The organism is Cetobacterium sp. (assembly GCF_051653945.1).
Lineage (GTDB): Bacteria > Fusobacteriota > Fusobacteriia > Fusobacteriales > Fusobacteriaceae > Cetobacterium_A.
This window is the reverse complement of the sequence record NZ_JBOFXD010000116.1, coordinates 58242-74389: the sequence shown is the minus strand read 5'-3', so window position 1 is coordinate 74389 and position 16148 is coordinate 58242. Positions and strand designations below refer to the sequence as shown.

General features: G+C 29.2%; 11 protein-coding genes. 1 reads left to right on the top strand and 10 read right to left on the bottom strand.

The genetic code is table 11. The features are described from left to right. Positions 1-7: 7 nt before the first annotated feature. Positions 8-997 (bottom strand): hypothetical protein, encoded by a 990-nt coding sequence (locus ACRC8M_RS12490; protein WP_438529440.1) that lies wholly within the window; start codon positions 995-997, stop codon positions 8-10. Between the two features lie 75 nt (positions 998-1072). Next, entirely contained in the window at positions 1073-3202 is a 2130-nt protein-coding gene (locus tag ACRC8M_RS12485; RefSeq protein WP_438529439.1) for a heavy metal translocating P-type ATPase, read from the bottom strand. 145 nt (positions 3203-3347) lie between these two features. Between ACRC8M_RS12485 and ACRC8M_RS12480 the strand changes: the two genes are divergently transcribed. Further along, positions 3348-4550, top strand: coding sequence for a class I SAM-dependent methyltransferase (locus ACRC8M_RS12480; RefSeq protein ID WP_438529438.1), 1203 nt, complete (start codon positions 3348-3350; stop codon positions 4548-4550). A 102-nt stretch (positions 4551-4652) separates the two neighbouring features. Here the strand turns inward: ACRC8M_RS12480 and argS are convergent, their stop codons facing one another. From argS to uvrA, 8 genes are all read right to left on the bottom strand, one after another. Beyond that, positions 4653-6365, bottom strand: coding sequence for an arginine--tRNA ligase (gene argS / locus ACRC8M_RS12475; RefSeq protein ID WP_438529437.1), 1713 nt, complete (start codon positions 6363-6365; stop codon positions 4653-4655). A 324-nt stretch (positions 6366-6689) separates the two neighbouring features. Beyond that, positions 6690-8474, bottom strand: a complete 1785-nt coding sequence (aspS, locus tag ACRC8M_RS12470; RefSeq protein WP_438529436.1) for an aspartate--tRNA ligase — start codon at positions 8472-8474, stop codon at positions 6690-6692. Between the two features lie 16 nt (positions 8475-8490). After that, the gene (gene hisS / locus ACRC8M_RS12465; protein WP_438529435.1) at positions 8491-9732 is read right to left on the bottom strand and encodes a histidine--tRNA ligase; all 1242 of its coding nucleotides are present in this window, start codon (positions 9730-9732) and stop codon (positions 8491-8493) included. Positions 9733-9745: 13 nt separating this feature from the next. Then, a complete protein-coding gene (locus tag ACRC8M_RS12460) occupies positions 9746-10975 on the bottom strand; it encodes a replication-associated recombination protein A (RefSeq protein ID WP_438529434.1) in 1230 nt (409 codons plus the stop codon). Between the two features lie 69 nt (positions 10976-11044). Then, positions 11045-11269, bottom strand: coding sequence for a preprotein translocase subunit SecG (secG, locus tag ACRC8M_RS12455; RefSeq protein WP_023051568.1), 225 nt, complete (start codon positions 11267-11269; stop codon positions 11045-11047). 77 nt (positions 11270-11346) lie between these two features. Beyond that, the gene (locus ACRC8M_RS12450; RefSeq protein ID WP_438529433.1) at positions 11347-12651 is read right to left on the bottom strand and encodes a PhoH family protein; all 1305 of its coding nucleotides are present in this window, start codon (positions 12649-12651) and stop codon (positions 11347-11349) included. 4 nt (positions 12652-12655) lie between these two features. Further along, positions 12656-13255, bottom strand: a complete 600-nt coding sequence (gene ruvA, locus ACRC8M_RS12445; RefSeq protein ID WP_438529432.1) for a Holliday junction branch migration protein RuvA — start codon at positions 13253-13255, stop codon at positions 12656-12658. A 4-nt stretch (positions 13256-13259) separates the two neighbouring features. Then, positions 13260-16100, bottom strand: coding sequence for an excinuclease ABC subunit UvrA (uvrA, locus tag ACRC8M_RS12440; protein ID WP_438529431.1), 2841 nt, complete (start codon positions 16098-16100; stop codon positions 13260-13262). Between the last annotated feature and the right edge of the window lie 48 nt (positions 16101-16148).

Genomic DNA, 16148 nt, shown 5'->3' with positions numbered 1-16148 from the left:
TTTTAAACTATCCTCTTTTTAAATCAATTATAAACTTTTCTATCCCAATGCTCTCATCTATTCCACCATTTTTTATTAAAAATTCAATCTTTAATAATTTTTGTATTTTTTTTAATAAAAACTCTTCACTAAACAAAGACATATATTTCAGTTTTAAAAAAATAGGATATTCCTTAGTATAACCTCTATTATTTTTAAAATATTTTTTTAATTTTTCATATATATTTCCTTTAAAGTCATTGTATGAAATATTTTCTCTTAATTCCCCACTTTTCTTTAGGCCTACTAATTTGAGTGCCAAACTTAGTTCTTCTGAAATTAAATACAAAAATAACATATACTCTTTACTTTTTTTTAAATACTCTAGTAATATCTCAATATTGTCTTCTATCATAAAATCTTCGACTAATTTTTTTAAATTATATTCGTCACTTATTGATAAAATAGGTAAAACTTTTTCTAATATAAATGTTTTTCCGTTTAAAAAATTCTTTATTTTCTCAACTTCATTTTTCACTTTGAAAAAATCATCACCCAAAATTTCTGATAATTTTTCAGATTCGTACTCTGATATTCCTAATTCTTTTTCTATAAAAAAATCTATTCCTTTTTTTTCTAAAGCTTTTCTTGCTACAATTGTCTTTCCTAATTTTTCTGCATTTGTTAGAACTTTTTTTCCAACTTCATTTATCCCTTTTCCATAGTCGTTTAACTCCTCTTCATAAACAACTACAACCTCTTTTTTTGTTAAATCATACTCACCAACTATTTTTAATAATTGATCTAATTTTTTACTTTTTTCTGCTCTTTTTAAAACTATTAGTTCCTTTGGAACAAACATAGAATTTATTGAAATACTTTCTAAGAAGTTTTCTTCTTCACCTTGCGAAGCATCATAGACTTTCATTGGAATATTAGGATTTGACTTTTTTATTTTTTCCATTAACTCTTCATATTTTAATGGAAGTGGAGTATCTCCGTAAACAAAATAAAACATATCTATCTCCCTTTTCTTTTTTTATATATTATAACACAAAAATAAAAGAGAGTATAATAACTCTCTTTTTATTCTTTAATTTTTTTTAGTCAAAATTTTAGATGCATTTAAAACAGCTAATACTGATACTCCCACATCTGCAAAAATAGCTAACCACAGATTTGCAATTCCTAAAACTCCTAAAATCATAACCACTATTTTTACTCCTAAAGCAAATCCTACATTTTCTAATACAACTTGGTTATTTTTTTGTCCTAGATGCAATGCCTCTATTATTTTATATGGATCATCATTCATTAAAACTATATCTGAACTTTCTATGGCAATATCACTTCCTAATTTTCCCATAGAAACTCCTATGTCAGCCATAGCTAATACTGGTGCATCATTTATTCCATCACCCACAAATATAGTTCCTTTTTTACTTTTACTTTTTATCTCTTCTAACTTACTTACTTTGTCTTGAGGAAGAAGATTTGTACAAACTTTATCCTCATCAATTCCTAGAATATCTCCTATATGTTTACCTGTTTTTTTATTATCTCCAGTTAACATATACACATCAATACCTTGTGATTTTAACTCATCTATTGTTTTTCTCGAATTTTCTTTTATCTCATCCTCTACAAAAATTCTTCCAACAAACTCTGAATCTACAGCAACATAAACTACTGTTCCAAACTCTTCTGGTAGCTCAACACTAATATTATGGCTTTCTAAGAATTTTCTACTACCTACCAAAATCTCTTTTCCAGAATAAAGAGCATTTACTCCATATCCAGCTTTTTCATTATGCCCTTGTATATCCCACTCAGAAACTTCCACATCTCCATAATTTAATATAGCTTTTCCTATGGGATGATTTGAATAAAACTCTCCAGCCTTAGCATATTCCACCAAATGTTTTTCTGTTCCATTTATTGCCTCAACTTTTGTTACTTTAAAGCTTCCTTTTGTTAAAGTTCCTGTTTTATCAAATACAACTGTATCTATATTTTTTAATCTTTCTAAATAATTTCCACCTTTTATTAATATCCCTTCTTTTGACCCCTTTCCAATAGAACTAAAGAATGTCAATGGCACTGATAAAACTAATGCACATGGGCAAGAGATTACTAAAAATATAAGGGCTCTACTAAACCAAAGTTTAAAATCTCCATCATAAAGTAATGGTACTCCAACGCCTATTAAAATCGCCATAAAAACAACTATTGGTGTATAATATCTTGCAAACTTTGTTATAAATTTTTCAGCATGAGCTTTTTTACTTCCTGCACTTTGAACCATATCTATTATTCTACTAACAGTTGATTGAGAATATAATTTTGTAACTTTTACTTCTATAGTTCCATTTATATTTATAGAGCCACTTAGTATTTCACTTCCCACTTCACCTATTACTGGAACTGACTCCCCAGTTAAAGCTGATTTATCCAAAGTTGTTGTTCCTAGTACAATAACTCCATCTAAAGGAACTCTTTCTCCAGGTTTTACAATTAGTATATCCCCTACATTCACTCTTGAAGGATTCATCATTTCTATAGTACCATTTTTATCTTTTACATTTGCAAACTCTGGTTTTATACTCATTAACTTTTCTATAGATTTTTTTGAGTTATTAACCGCCATATCTTGGAAAAATTCTCCTATTTTATAGAAAATCATAACACCAGCAGCTTCTCCAAAATCACCTAAAGCTAAAGCTCCAACTGTAGCTATACTCATTAAAAAATTCTCATCCAAGAATTTTCCTCTTTTTATATTTTTTAAAGCATTTAATAATATATCATATCCCGATAACCCATATGCAATAATTAGAATTATATCTTTTTGTAAACTCTTTGGTAATGTTAATCCAACAACAAAAAGAGTAATTCCAACTGTTAGAGTAATTAAATCTAATTTTGAAATTAATTCATTGCTATGAGAATGATTATGTTCGTGAGTATCCTCATTTTCATTTAGATTATTATCCTCATTTTTTACTTTTTTAAAATATGTTCCTGGTTCTACTTTATCTGCAATTTTATTTAATTTTTCAATAAGTTCATCTTCATTTACCTCTTCTTTCAGTGTAAACTTCAATTTTTTTGTATAAAAATCAACGTTAACACCTTCTAATTCAGCTAATTTATCCAATTCATATTGAATTTTTGATGCACAACCTCCACAGTGGAGATTTTCAATCTCATACTCTTTTTTCATCATTTCATCTCCTTGTTTTCAATATACCTATACCCCCTATATCTATGACTATAAAATACCATAATTTACTATTTTTGTCAAAAAATTTTTGAATATTTTTCTCTTACAGAGTATAATATAGATTATCGAAAATAAGGAGTTTAATATGAAATACCTAAAAAATGATATTTTAAATATTTTTAAAGATAGTATTAATAATAATAATTTTATAAAAGGGATTTTTTCAAATCCCACAAAAGAAAGTTCTTATAAAAAAATAAACTTAAAACCTATTCAAATAAAAGAAGATTTTTTTATACAGTTTGAAAGCTTTGTAAATAATAAAGCTTTTCATAAAAACGAACTCTTAACTGATAGCTATAAAATTTTAGATGAAATTATTGATACATTTAAACAAATTTTAATAGTTACATCTAATCAGGAGATTCAAATTTTACAAAATAAAAAAGGTTTTTCTGTAAAAAGAAAAAATACTGAAAGTAAAACATTAGAACTTTCTCATAATAAACAAAAGAATTACATTTTACAAGATAATACACCTATTCCATTTTTAATTAGACTTGGAGTTATGTCTGAAACTGGAAAAGTTAGTAAAGAAAAGTTTAACAAATTTAGACAAATAAATAGATATTTAGAATTTATTGAAGATACTTTAAAAGAGTTGCAAGAAAAAAAACTTATTGGAAATTCAATGAAAATAATTGATTTTGGATGTGGTAAATCATACTTAACTTTTGCTTTGTATCATTATTTGAAAAATATTAAAAATTTAAATATTGATGTTATCGGCTTAGATTTAAAAGAGGATGTTATTAATCATTGCAATATCATTGCTAAAGATTTAAACTTTAATAATTTACAGTTTTTAAAAGGAGATATTAAAGATTTTGATATTTTTAAAGATGTTGACTTAATATTCTCATTACATGCTTGTAATAATGCTACTGATTACTCTCTTCTTAAAGGATTAGAATTAGGTGCTAAAGCTATTTTAGCTGTACCTTGTTGTCAGTCAGAAATAAATCAAAAAATCGATAAATCTTCAGCGACGGAATTAAAAGGAGTTCTATCCCCTTTTGGAAATCATGGTATTTTACAAGAACGATTCAGTTCTTTAGCTACAGACGCACTAAGAGCTCTTTCTTTGGAACTTTGTGGTTATAATACAAAAGTTATGGAATTTATAGATATGGAGCATACTCCTAAAAATATTCTGATTAAAGCTATTTTAGGTTCTCCTTCTGAAGAAAAATTAAAAGAAAAAAGAAAAGAATACGATAGATACCTACAATTTTTAGGTGTTAATCCACTTTTAGATAGTTTGCTTAAAAATTATTTTAAAAAATAATATATTAGGAGATCATTTTTATAAACAAATTATTGCATGACAAGATTTTTAGATGAAATTTAAACTGATAAAAAAACCAGTGCTCTCACACTGGTTTTAATTTTACATTCTCTCTAATGTATTTATTCCTAAAATATTTAGTCCCTCTTTCAATACTGCTGCTGTTCTTTCAGCTAATAACAATCTTGAATATAAAGTTTCGTCCTCTTGATTTAATATTGGACATGCATTATAGAAACTATTGAATTTTTTTGATAATTCAAATAAATAATCTGCTATTAAATTTGGTCTGCAACTATCAGCAGCTTTTAGTATAACTCCTGGGAACTGTGTTAAATGATGAGCTAACGTTCTTTCTGTTTTATCCACAAAGTTTATTGTAACATCCTCTTTAACATCTTTATTTTGCTCTTTTGCTCTTCTTAATATAGATTTAATTCTTGCATAAGAGTATTGTAAATATGGAGCTGTATTTCCTTCAAAACTTAGAATTTTATCCCATTCAAAAATAACTGCTGTTTGTCTATTTTGTGATAAATCAGCATATTTTATAGCTCCAGTTCCTACAACTTCTGCTATATTATCTTTTTCTTCTTCTGATAACTCTGGATTTTTCTCATTTACAATTTCATAAGCTCTTCTCTTACCTTCATCTAAAAGTTCCTCTAATCTAATTACATTTCCTTTTCTAGTAGAGAATACTCCATCAGCAAATCTCATTATTCCAAACCAAACATGTTGCTTTTCAACACTCCATCCTAACATATCTGTAATTCTAAAGAATTGTCTAAAGTGATCCTGCTGTCTCTCATCTGTTACATATATTAATTTATTTACATTATAATTAGCTAATCTGAATTTAACAGTTGCTATATCTGAAGTTGCATATAAAAATGCTCCATCTTTCTTTTGAACAATACAAGGATGTAGTTTCTCTTCCTCTGGGAAAAATACAACTTTTGCTCCTTGATCTTCAACTGCTATTTTCTTATTTTCTAACTCTTCAACTACTCCTGGCATTAAATCATGATAAAAAGATTCACCATAATATGTATCAAAGTTTATACCCATTCTATTATATAACTTTGCATATTCATCTAGAGAAACTTTTATAAACTCTTGCCACAATCTATAATTTTCCTTATCACCGTCTTGAAGTTTTTTTAACTCTTCTCTAGCTTGATCTTCAAGTTCTGGATTTTCCTCACTTTGTCTTGTAAACTCAACGTAAACTCTTTCTAATTCCTCAATGGCATTTTCTTTATAAGCCTCTTGATTAAGCCAGTTTCTGTATCCTATTATCAGTTTTCCAAATTGAGTTCCCCAATCTCCAATATGATTGTCTGCCACAACATTATAACCTAAATACTTATACATTCTTTTAATCGAATCTCCGATTATAGTTGATCTTAAATGACCAATATGCATTCTCTTTGCTATATTTGGTGAAGAGTAATCTATTATTACATCTCCTTCTGTATTAAGCCCTTTAAATTCATAGTCCTCTTTTGAAATCTTTTTAACTAAATCTCCTAAATATGAATCTTTTAAAAATATATTTAAAAATCCTGGTCCTGCAATCTCTATTTTATCAATTACGCTATTTTCAACTATGTTATTTACAACATTCTCAGCAATAGCTCTTGGATTACCACCAATTATTTTAGAATTCATCATAGCAAAATTTGATTGAAAATCTCCAAATTTCTCATTTGTTGCTACAGTTATCTCTATTGGTTTTAATTCTTTATCTGGATAAAGATTATTTACTGTTTCTAATAAAATTACTTCTATTTGTTTTTCAATAGTTAACATTTATTCTCCTTTCATCGTGAAATAAAAAAAAAGGACTCGAAAGTCCTAAAAAGAATAACTCCAGTCTACCGCCTTCCTTACGGTTTTGGTCGCCATTTCTTATACGTGGTAACCAGATATTATCTATACACAGGGTCCGTGAAACAAGGGTTTCCGTGACTTTTCTGAACTATAAATAACAGCGCCAATCCCAATAGCGACCTTAGGCCCAAAACCTCCAGATAATAGCGAGTAGACCAGAAATATTTATTCTTAAGACAATTATATCACTTCTATATTATTTTTTCAATTAAAAAATCCTTACGAATAGTATATTTTTTATAACTAAACTATTTCTGAATTATATGTTGAATCTAAATAAAGCTCTTCTAATTGCTTATCATCAACTTTACTTGGTGCTTCTGTCATTAAACATTGACCTTTATTTGTTTTAGGGAATGGGATTACATCTCTTATTGATTGCTCTTTTAACATTACCATTAACCATCTGTCAATACCAAAAGCTAATCCTCCATGTGGTGGTGCTCCATATTTAAATGCATCCACAAAGAATCCAAACTTGTCTTGTGCTTCCTCTTTAGATAAACCTAACTTCTCAAATACTTTACTTTGAATTTCAGGATTAAATATTCTTATTGATCCTCCACCAATTTCAGATCCATTTAATACTAAGTCGTATGAGTTAGTTCTAACTTCATCCATTTCTCCATCTAAGAATAACTGCATATCTTCAGCTTTTATTGATGTGAACGGATGATGTTGAGCCTTATATCTTTGCTCCTCTTCATCATATTCGAACATAGGGAAATCCACTATCCATAAGAATTTAAATTCATCATTATTGATTAATCCTAACTCTTTTCCTAACTTTAATCTTACAGCACCTAAAGCTCCATATACAACTTTTGCTCTATCTGCTACAATCATTATTACATCTCCAACTTTTGCTTCAGTTCTAGCTATAATTGCATTCATCTCTTCTTCACTAAAGAACTTAGCTATTGGCGAGTTAACTCCCTCTTCTGTTAACTTTATCCAAGCCATCCCTTTTGCACCAAAATATGTTTTTGCATAATCTTCATACTCAGTTAAGATTTTTCTTGAGAATTGCTCTGCAACTCCTGGAGCTACAACTGCTTTAACAATTCCACCAGCTTCTACTGCACTTTTAAATCCTTTAAATCCACAAGTTGCCATTATATCTGTTAAATCTTTTAATTCAACAGCAAATCTTGTATCAGGTTTATCTGAACCAAATCTTTCCATAGCTTCTGCATAAGGCATTCTTGGGAATTCGTAATCAGCTGATTCTCCTGTTACATTTTTAAATACTCTTTTTGCTAATCCCTCTATCTCATTCATAATATCTTTTTGTTCTATGAAAGACATTTCGATATCTAACTGAGTAAACTCAGGTTGTCTGTCAGCTCTTAAATCTTCATCTCTAAAACATTTAGCAATTTGGAAATATTTTTCTACTCCTGAAATCATTAATAATTGCTTAAATAATTGAGGTGATTGTGGTAAAGCATAGAAATCTCCTGGATTAGTTCTGCTTGGAACTAAGAAGTCTCTTGCTCCCTCTGGTGTTGACTTTGTTAAAATTGGAGTATCTACATCTAAGAACCCTTTTTCATCCATATAGTTTCTTATTGACATAATCATTTTATGTCTCATTTTTAGATTTCTAGTCATTTGAGATCTTCTTAAATCTAAATATCTATATTTTAATCTTATATTTTCACTTAAATTTTCATCCCCAGATATTTGGAATGGTAAAACATCACAATTATTTAAAACTTCTAAATCTGTTACGAACACTTCAATATCTCCAGTAGGTATATTAGCATTTTTACTTTGTCTTTCTTTTACAACTCCTACTACTTTTATAACTGATTCATTTTTTAATTTTTGTGCTCTTTCTACAACTGAAACTTCTGCTACATCTGTATGAAAAACTATTTGTGTTTTTCCCTCTCTATCTCTTAAATCGATAAATGTTAGTCCACCTAAGTCTCTCTTTGTATCAACCCATCCAGATAAAGTAACTGTTTCACCAATATTTGAAGCTCTTAATTCCCCTAAGTTATGAGTTCTATAATACGTCATCGCTTTTCTCCTTCTATTATTTTAATATATTTTTTATGTTTTCTATACTTACTTCTTCTTGAGTTCTATTGATGAAATCTTTTAGCATAACAACACCTTTATTCATCTCATCCTCTCCTATTATAATAACATTTTTTGCTCCAACTTTGTCAGCTTTTTTCATATGAGCCTTCATTCCTTTTGAAGCATAATCTATAACTACAGATTTTCCAGAAAGTCTTAAATCATTAGCTAATTTAAATGCAGAATCCATAGTAGTTTCTCCAAGCCAAGCTATATATACATCCAACTCTCTTTTTGGGAAATCTTCACCTAAAAGCATCATTATTCTTTCAACACCAGCTGCAAATCCAAATGCAGGTATCTCTTTATCTCCAAGTTGCTTTAAAAGATTATCATATCTTCCTCCACCTAAAACAGTTCCTTGTGATCCTAATTTATTTGTTACAATTTCATAAACTGTACTTGAATAATAATCTAATCCTCTAACTAATCTTGGATCCTCTTTATACTTTACATTAAATAATGTTAAATATTTTTTTACTGTTTCATAGTGTGCTTTTTCTTCTGCTGATAAAGAGTCTGTTATAATTGGTGCATCAGCTGTTAGCTCTTTACATCTATCTACTTTACAATCTAAAACTCTAAGTGGATTTTTCTCCATTCTCATCTTACAATCATCACAAAGTTCTTCTCTCATTGGTTCTAAAAAGTTTAAAAGAGTTTCTCTATATCTCTGTCTGCTTTCTTTTTCTCCCACAGAATTTATAGTTACCTCTAAATCAGTAACTCCGATTTTACTTAAAAAAGAATATCCCATTGCAATTACTTCTGCATCTAAAATCGGTGAACTTTCACCTAAAACTTCTACACCTATTTGATTGAACTCTCTTTGTCTTCCTGCTTGAGGTCTTTCATATCTAAACATAGAACCTGCATAAAAATATCTTGAAACTTCCTCTTTTGCATATATCTTATTTTCTAAATAGCATCTTACAACAGCTGCTGTTCCTTCTGGTCTTAAAGTTATGCTTCTTTCTCCTCTATCTTGAAAAGTATACATCTCTTTCTCAACAATATCTGTTCCCTCTCCTACTCCTCTTTTAAAGAGATCTGTCTCTTCAAATATAGGAGTTTTTATCATTGAGTAACCATAATTTCCAAAAAACTCTTGAGCTGTTCTTGTTATATAGTCGTACTTTATTCCTTCATCTCCAAATATATCTTTAGTTCCTCTAACCGCTTTAATTAGCTTCATTTTATCACCTCAATTATTTTAATTTCCATAATTTTTCTAATTTTTCTTCAATTAGTTTTTCGTTTCTATTATTTCCTGGAATATAATATTTTTTTCTATTTGCTCTATATTTTTGCTCCACAAAATTATTTTCGTAATTATGTGGATATTTATATCCCACCGCTCCAGTACCTATATGTATTGGAACAGGTTCTAAGTCTCCATCCTCTATATCTTTTAAAGCTTTATCTATTGCCATGTAGCTTGAGTTACTTTTTGTTGATATTGCTAAATAAATAACTGCCTGAGATAAAATTATCCTTATTTCTGGCATCCCTATTTTTTCACTTGCATTCATAGCACTATTTGCTATTAACATAGCTTCTGGATTAGCCATACCAATATCTTCACTTGCATGGATAAATATTCTTCTTGCGATATATCGTGGATCCTCTCCACCATGAAGAAGTCTTGCTAACCAATACACTGCTGAGTCTGGATCGCTTCCTCTTATACTTTTAATCATAGCTGAAATTATATTATATTTATCCTCTTCTTTATGATAAGAGGCTTTTCTTTCTCTGAAAATATCTATTATCTCCTCTTTAGAGTATCCCATACAACTATTTTTATATAATTCTAAATAATTTAAAGCTACTCTACTATCTCCTTGAGAGATATCCAGAATAACATCTCTAATCTCTTCAGGAAGTTGTAAGTTTAATAAATTTTCGCCTTTTATTAAAATCTCTCTTATATTATCTCTTGTTAATGGCTTAAATTCAAAGATTAAACACCTTGATAATAGGGCATTATTTAAACTATGATATGGATTTTCAGTGGTAGCTCCAACTAAAATTAATATTCCTGACTCTGTATAAGACAATAACGCATCTTGTTGAGTTTTATTAAATCTATGAATTTCATCTAAAAATAAAATTGTTCTTTTCCCATATAACTCTAAATTTCTTTTAGCTTTTTCTACAATCTCTCTTAAATCATTTAAACTTGCTACTGTTGCATTTAAAGTCTCAAAATTATAGTTTAATTCTTTTGATATTATTTCGCCTAACGAACTTTTTCCAGAGCCTGATGGACCATATAAAATCATATTAGATAAAGATTTACCCTCTATTATTTTTCTAAGAACACCATTTTTTCCTAGAAGTTTTTCCTGCCCTTTAAAATCTGCAAACTTTTGAGGTCTTAAACGAGTAGATAAAGGTTTTGCATCTTCAAAATTTCCACCAAATATACTTTGCATTTAATCACAACCTATTTTTTAAAATAAAAAAGCGTATTGTGTACCCCAACACGCCTTTAACTCTTTTAACTATTTTACTAGATACAGAAGAAGTGCTGAAAGTATGAATAAAAATGCTACTACTTCAGTTGCTCTGGCTAGTGGTCCTCCATCTTTTGAAACTCCAAATACTGTATTTGAACCTCCCATTCCCATGCTACCTGACATACCATGGCTTCTATCTGGTTGAACAAGAACTAATATTATTAAAGCTACAGCAAAAATAAATAAAAACAGTGTTAAAAGTGTCTCCATAACTTTACTCCTCCCAAATTTCGTCTTTTATCTTATACATTATTATAATATATATATTGATAAAATAAAAGAAAAAATTATAGAAGTTTTGCTGCTAATTCAGCTAATGCTGAACGCTCACCTTTTTTCAAAGTAACATGACCTACTATACTTTCATTTTTTAATTTGTCTGATAAATATGTCAGTCCATTTGTATCTGAATCTAAGTATGGACTATCAATTTGATCAGGGTCTCCTGTCAACACTATCTTTGTATTTTCTCCTGCTCTTGTTATTATTGTTTTAACTTCAAGAGGAGTCAGGTTTTGTGCCTCATCTATTATTATATATCCATTTGGAATACTTCTTCCTCTTATATATGTTAGGGCCTCTATTTTTAAAAGTCCCATAGTTTGAAGCCCTAAAATTACTTTCTCACCTGTTTTTTCGCCTTTTTCTTCAGCTAAGTAATCTATATTATCATATATTGGCTGCATCCAGGGTCTCAATTTCTCCTCTTCACTTCCAGGCAAATACCCCAGATCTTTTCCCATTGGTATTATTGGCCGAGCTATAAGTAATTTTTTATACTTTCCTCTTTCAACAACTTGTTCTAAACCAGCTGCTATTGCTAGTAATGTTTTTCCTGTTCCCGCTCGACCTACCAATGTTACAACCTTTATATTTTCATCCATTAAAAGTTCCATTGCATATTCCTGTTCATCATTTCTTGCTCTTGCACCCCAAGCTGATATTTGTCCTTCTAAATTTCTTCTGATTTTTCCACCTATATATCTTCCAAAAGTTTTATCTTCTCCACACTTGAACTTAATAAACATATTTTCTGTAAAGTGATATCCCTCGCCTAATTCCCAAACATTTATTTTCCCAGATTTGTCAAATTTATTATAGATCTCTCTAGAAACTTCTATATCTTCATATCCATCATACAAAGTTGTGTAATCTGTTCTATCCGTTTCATAATCTTGAACTTCTAACCCTAAAGAGTCTGCCTTAATTCTCATATTTATATCTTTAGTTATCAATATCACTTTCATATCTGGATTATTCTTTTTTATTCCGAGAGTTGTTGCAATTATCATATTATCCATTGAATCTTTTTTTAATGCTGGTGGTAATAAATTTAAATCACTTTCTATCTCTACTTTGAAAAAAATCTTTTTCTCTAGCTCTACCCCTTTTGCAATACAACCTTTTTTTCTTATATTGTCAAGCTCTCTTGCTGCTAGTCGTGCTTGTATTGCTGTCGTACTATTTCTTTTTAAATTATCTATCTCCTCTATTACAAATATAGGAACAATAACTTCATTATCTTCAAAACTATAAATACTACGGTGGTCATGTATTAAAACATTTGTATCTAGAACATAGATTTTTCTCATAAAATCATCCCCTTAATTGAATTTTTTTTAAAACTCCCTTAATTGCTTCTTCTAAAGTAGAATAACTATTTAACTCCTCTTTACTCATTAAAGAATCTATTTCCTTTTTACTGTATCCTAGAGAATCTAGTGCCATGTATAGCTCTTCTTCTATAGCATTATTCAGCACATCTCCTGATGGATCTTCCATAGCCATTAAATTTAAGGTTTTAATTTTATTATTTAAATCTATAATTATCTGCTTCGATTTTTTTTCTCCTAATTTTGGAACTCTTTTTAAGGTTTTAAAATCTTCTGTTAAAACAATCTCTCTAATATTGTCTATTGAGAAAGTTGACATTATAGAAAGTGCTAACGATAATCCTATTCCACTAATTCCTATTAACATCTCAAAAAGAACTCTTTCTCTCTCCTGTAAAAATCCTACTAGTTTAAATGTATCCTCTTTTATCACATTATATATGTATAACTCTCTTTTCTCTCCCACTTGTACTTGATCATAAGTTTTTAAAGTTATATAAACTCTATATCCTATCCCATTTACATCCACTGCTAAGTATTCAGGTTTTTTTATTTTTATTGTTCCATTTAAATATTCAAACATTATCCTATCTCTCTCCTTTTAGTGCTTTTTTTAAATACTTACTTGTATATCCTTTTTTAGAAGATGCTATTTTCTCTGGAGTTCCCGTTAAAATAACTTTTCCTCCACCATCTCCACCTTCAGGTCCTATATCGATTATATAATCTGCATTTTTTATTACATCTAAATTATGCTCTATAATTATAACTGTATTTCCTTTCTCCACCAATCTATTGATGACTTCTAAAAGTTTTCTTATATCTTCAAAGTGTAATCCTGTTGTTGGCTCATCTAATATATATACAGTTTTTCCTTTGGATACTTTAGATAATTCACTTGCTAATTTTATTCTTTGAGCTTCTCCTCCAGATAGTGTTGTAGCAGGTTGACCTAATTTTATATAATCTAACCCTACATCTACTAACACCTTTAATTTCCTTTCCAACGTTGGTATTGTTTTAAAGAAATCATATGCTTCTCCCACACTCATATCCAATACATCTGAAATATTTTTCCCTTTATAATAAACTTCCAATGTTTCTCTATTGTATCTTTTACCTCTACATACCTCACATTCAACATAAACATCTGGTAAAAAATTCATTTCTATTTTTATTATTCCAGCACCCTGACACGCTTCACATCTTCCACCCTTTACATTAAAAGAAAAACGACCTTTTGAGTATCCCTTAGCTTTTGCATCTTTTGTTTGAGAAAAAATATCTCTAATATCATCAAATACCTTTGTATATGTAGCTGGATTTGATCTTGGAGTTCTTCCAATAGGACTTTGATCTATATCTATAACTTTATCCAAACTTTCTAATCCTTCAATAGAAGAGTATTCTAATGGATAAAGTTTACCTTTATTTAATTTATTAAATAGAATTGGATAAAGAGTTTGATTTATTAGTGTTGATTTTCCACTTCCACTTACCCCTGTTACAACAGTTAAAACACCTAAAGGTATATCTACATCTACACTCTTTAAATTATTCCCTTTTGCTCCTTTTAAAGTTATATATTCTTTTGATTCTCTTCTTTTTTCTGGTACAGTTATACCTATTTCACCTTTCAAATATCTTCCAGTCATTGAACTCTCATTTTCCATTACTTCTTGAGGTGTTCCTGCAGCTACAATTTCGCCACCAAATACTCCTGCTCCTGGTCCCATATCTAAAATATAATCAGCTTGATACATTGTATCCTCATCATGCTCAACCACTATAAGTGTATTCCCTAACTCTTTCAATCTATTTAAAGTAGCTAAAAGTTTATCATTATCTCTTTGATGTAATCCAATACTTGGTTCGTCTAAAACATACAATACACCTGTTAATCCTGATCCAATTTGAGTTGCCAATCTAATTCTTTGAGACTCTCCTCCTGATAATGTTTTAGTTTCTCTAGCTAAACTCAAATAATCCAATCCCACATTTATCATAAAAGATATTCTTTCTTTTATCTCTTTTAAAATCTCTAGTGCTATTTGTTTCTCTTTTTCTGTTAACTCTATAGTTTCAAAAAAGTTTAAAGCATCTTTTATACTTAACTCTGTTATCTCAATTATATTTTTATTATAAACAGTTACTGCCAGAACTTCTGGTTTTAATCTTTTTCCATGACATACCTTACATATTCTTTCTATCATAAATCTATTTTCGATCTCTTCTCTAGAGCTCTCTGAAAAAGATTCATTGTATCTTCTTTCTAAATTTTTTACAATTCCTTCAAAATCCTTTTCTCCATGAAAACTGAACTCTTTAGATGTGTAATCCACTCTAAATTTCTCTCCATTAGTTCCATAAAAAATTATATCCATCTCTTTTTTAGTTAAATCTTTTAGTGGTTTATCTAAATCAATTTTATATTTTTTTGCCATAGATTCAAATATTGTCCATGTGTAACCTTTTTTAGCTGATGCTGCTCCTGGAACATATAATCCACCTTTTAATATTGATAAATTTTCATCCTCTATTAATCTACTTTCATCAATCTCTAATTTTTTCCCTATCCCTTTGCATTCAGGACAAGCTCCAAAAGGGGCATTAAAAGAGAATAGTCTTGGATTCAAATCTGGAATACTTACATTTTCATGATCTGGACATGAAAAGTTTTCACTATATAATTGTTCTCCATCTCCCCAGTTTATTATTATTTTCCCCTCTGATAGTTCAATTCCTTGCTCTATACTTTGAGTTAATCTTGATTTAAACTCCTCATCTTCCTTATCTACAACAATTCTATCTACAACAACTTCAATATTATGCTTTTTGTTTTTATCTAAGTTTATCTCCTCTTCAATATAAAGAATTTCACCATTAACTCTGGCTCTTACAAATCCCTTTTTTACAAGATTTAAAAATAGATTTTTGTGTGTTCCTTTTTTATCTTTAACAACAGGACTTAAAATCATTAGTCTGTCACCATTATTAAATTTTTCATATACATTTTCTACAATTTCATCAACACTTTGTCTCTCTACTAATTTTCCACATATTGGACAATGAGCTTTTCCTATATGTGCAAATAATAATCTCATATAATCATATATCTCTGTTACTGTCCCTACTGTTGATCTTGGATTTTTATTTGTTGTTTTTTGTTCAATTGAAATAGCTGGTGCTAACCCCTCTATACTATCTACTTCTGGCTTTTTCATTTGTCCAATAAATTGTCTTGCATAAGCTGATAAACTTTCTACATATCTTCTTTGACCTTCTGAATAAATAGTATCAAATGCTAGTGATGACTTTCCACTTCCACTTACCCCTGTCACAACAACAAATTTATATTTTGGAATTTCTATATCAAAATTTTTAAGATTATGCTCTCTAGCACCTTTTATAATTATTTTATCTAACATTTTTCCTCCTTACTAAAAGACCCTCTTAATCAATGTAAGAGGGCTAAA

Excerpts from the sequence above, each read along its gene's own strand:
- ACRC8M_RS12490 (WP_438529440.1), bottom strand. The coding sequence starts at position 997 with ATGTTTTATTTTGTTTACGGAGATACTCCACTTCCATTAAAATATGAA.
- ACRC8M_RS12485 (WP_438529439.1), bottom strand. The coding sequence starts at position 3,202 with ATGAAAAAAGAGTATGAGATTGAAAATCTCCACTGTGGAGGTTGTGCA.
- ACRC8M_RS12480 (WP_438529438.1), top strand. The coding sequence starts at position 3,348 with ATGAAATACCTAAAAAATGATATTTTAAATATTTTTAAAGATAGTATT.
- argS (WP_438529437.1), bottom strand. The coding sequence starts at position 6,365 with ATGTTAACTATTGAAAAACAAATAGAAGTAATTTTATTAGAAACAGTA.
- aspS (WP_438529436.1), bottom strand. The coding sequence starts at position 8,474 with ATGACGTATTATAGAACTCATAACTTAGGGGAATTAAGAGCTTCAAAT.
- hisS (WP_438529435.1), bottom strand. The coding sequence starts at position 9,732 with ATGAAGCTAATTAAAGCGGTTAGAGGAACTAAAGATATATTTGGAGAT.
- ACRC8M_RS12460 (WP_438529434.1), bottom strand. The coding sequence starts at position 10,975 with ATGCAAAGTATATTTGGTGGAAATTTTGAAGATGCAAAACCTTTATCT.
- secG (WP_023051568.1), bottom strand. The coding sequence starts at position 11,269 with ATGGAGACACTTTTAACACTGTTTTTATTTATTTTTGCTGTAGCTTTA.
- ACRC8M_RS12450 (WP_438529433.1), bottom strand. The coding sequence starts at position 12,651 with ATGAGAAAAATCTATGTTCTAGATACAAATGTTTTAATACATGACCAC.
- ruvA (WP_438529432.1), bottom strand. The coding sequence starts at position 13,255 with ATGTTTGAATATTTAAATGGAACAATAAAAATAAAAAAACCTGAATAC.
- uvrA (WP_438529431.1), bottom strand. The coding sequence starts at position 16,100 with ATGTTAGATAAAATAATTATAAAAGGTGCTAGAGAGCATAATCTTAAA.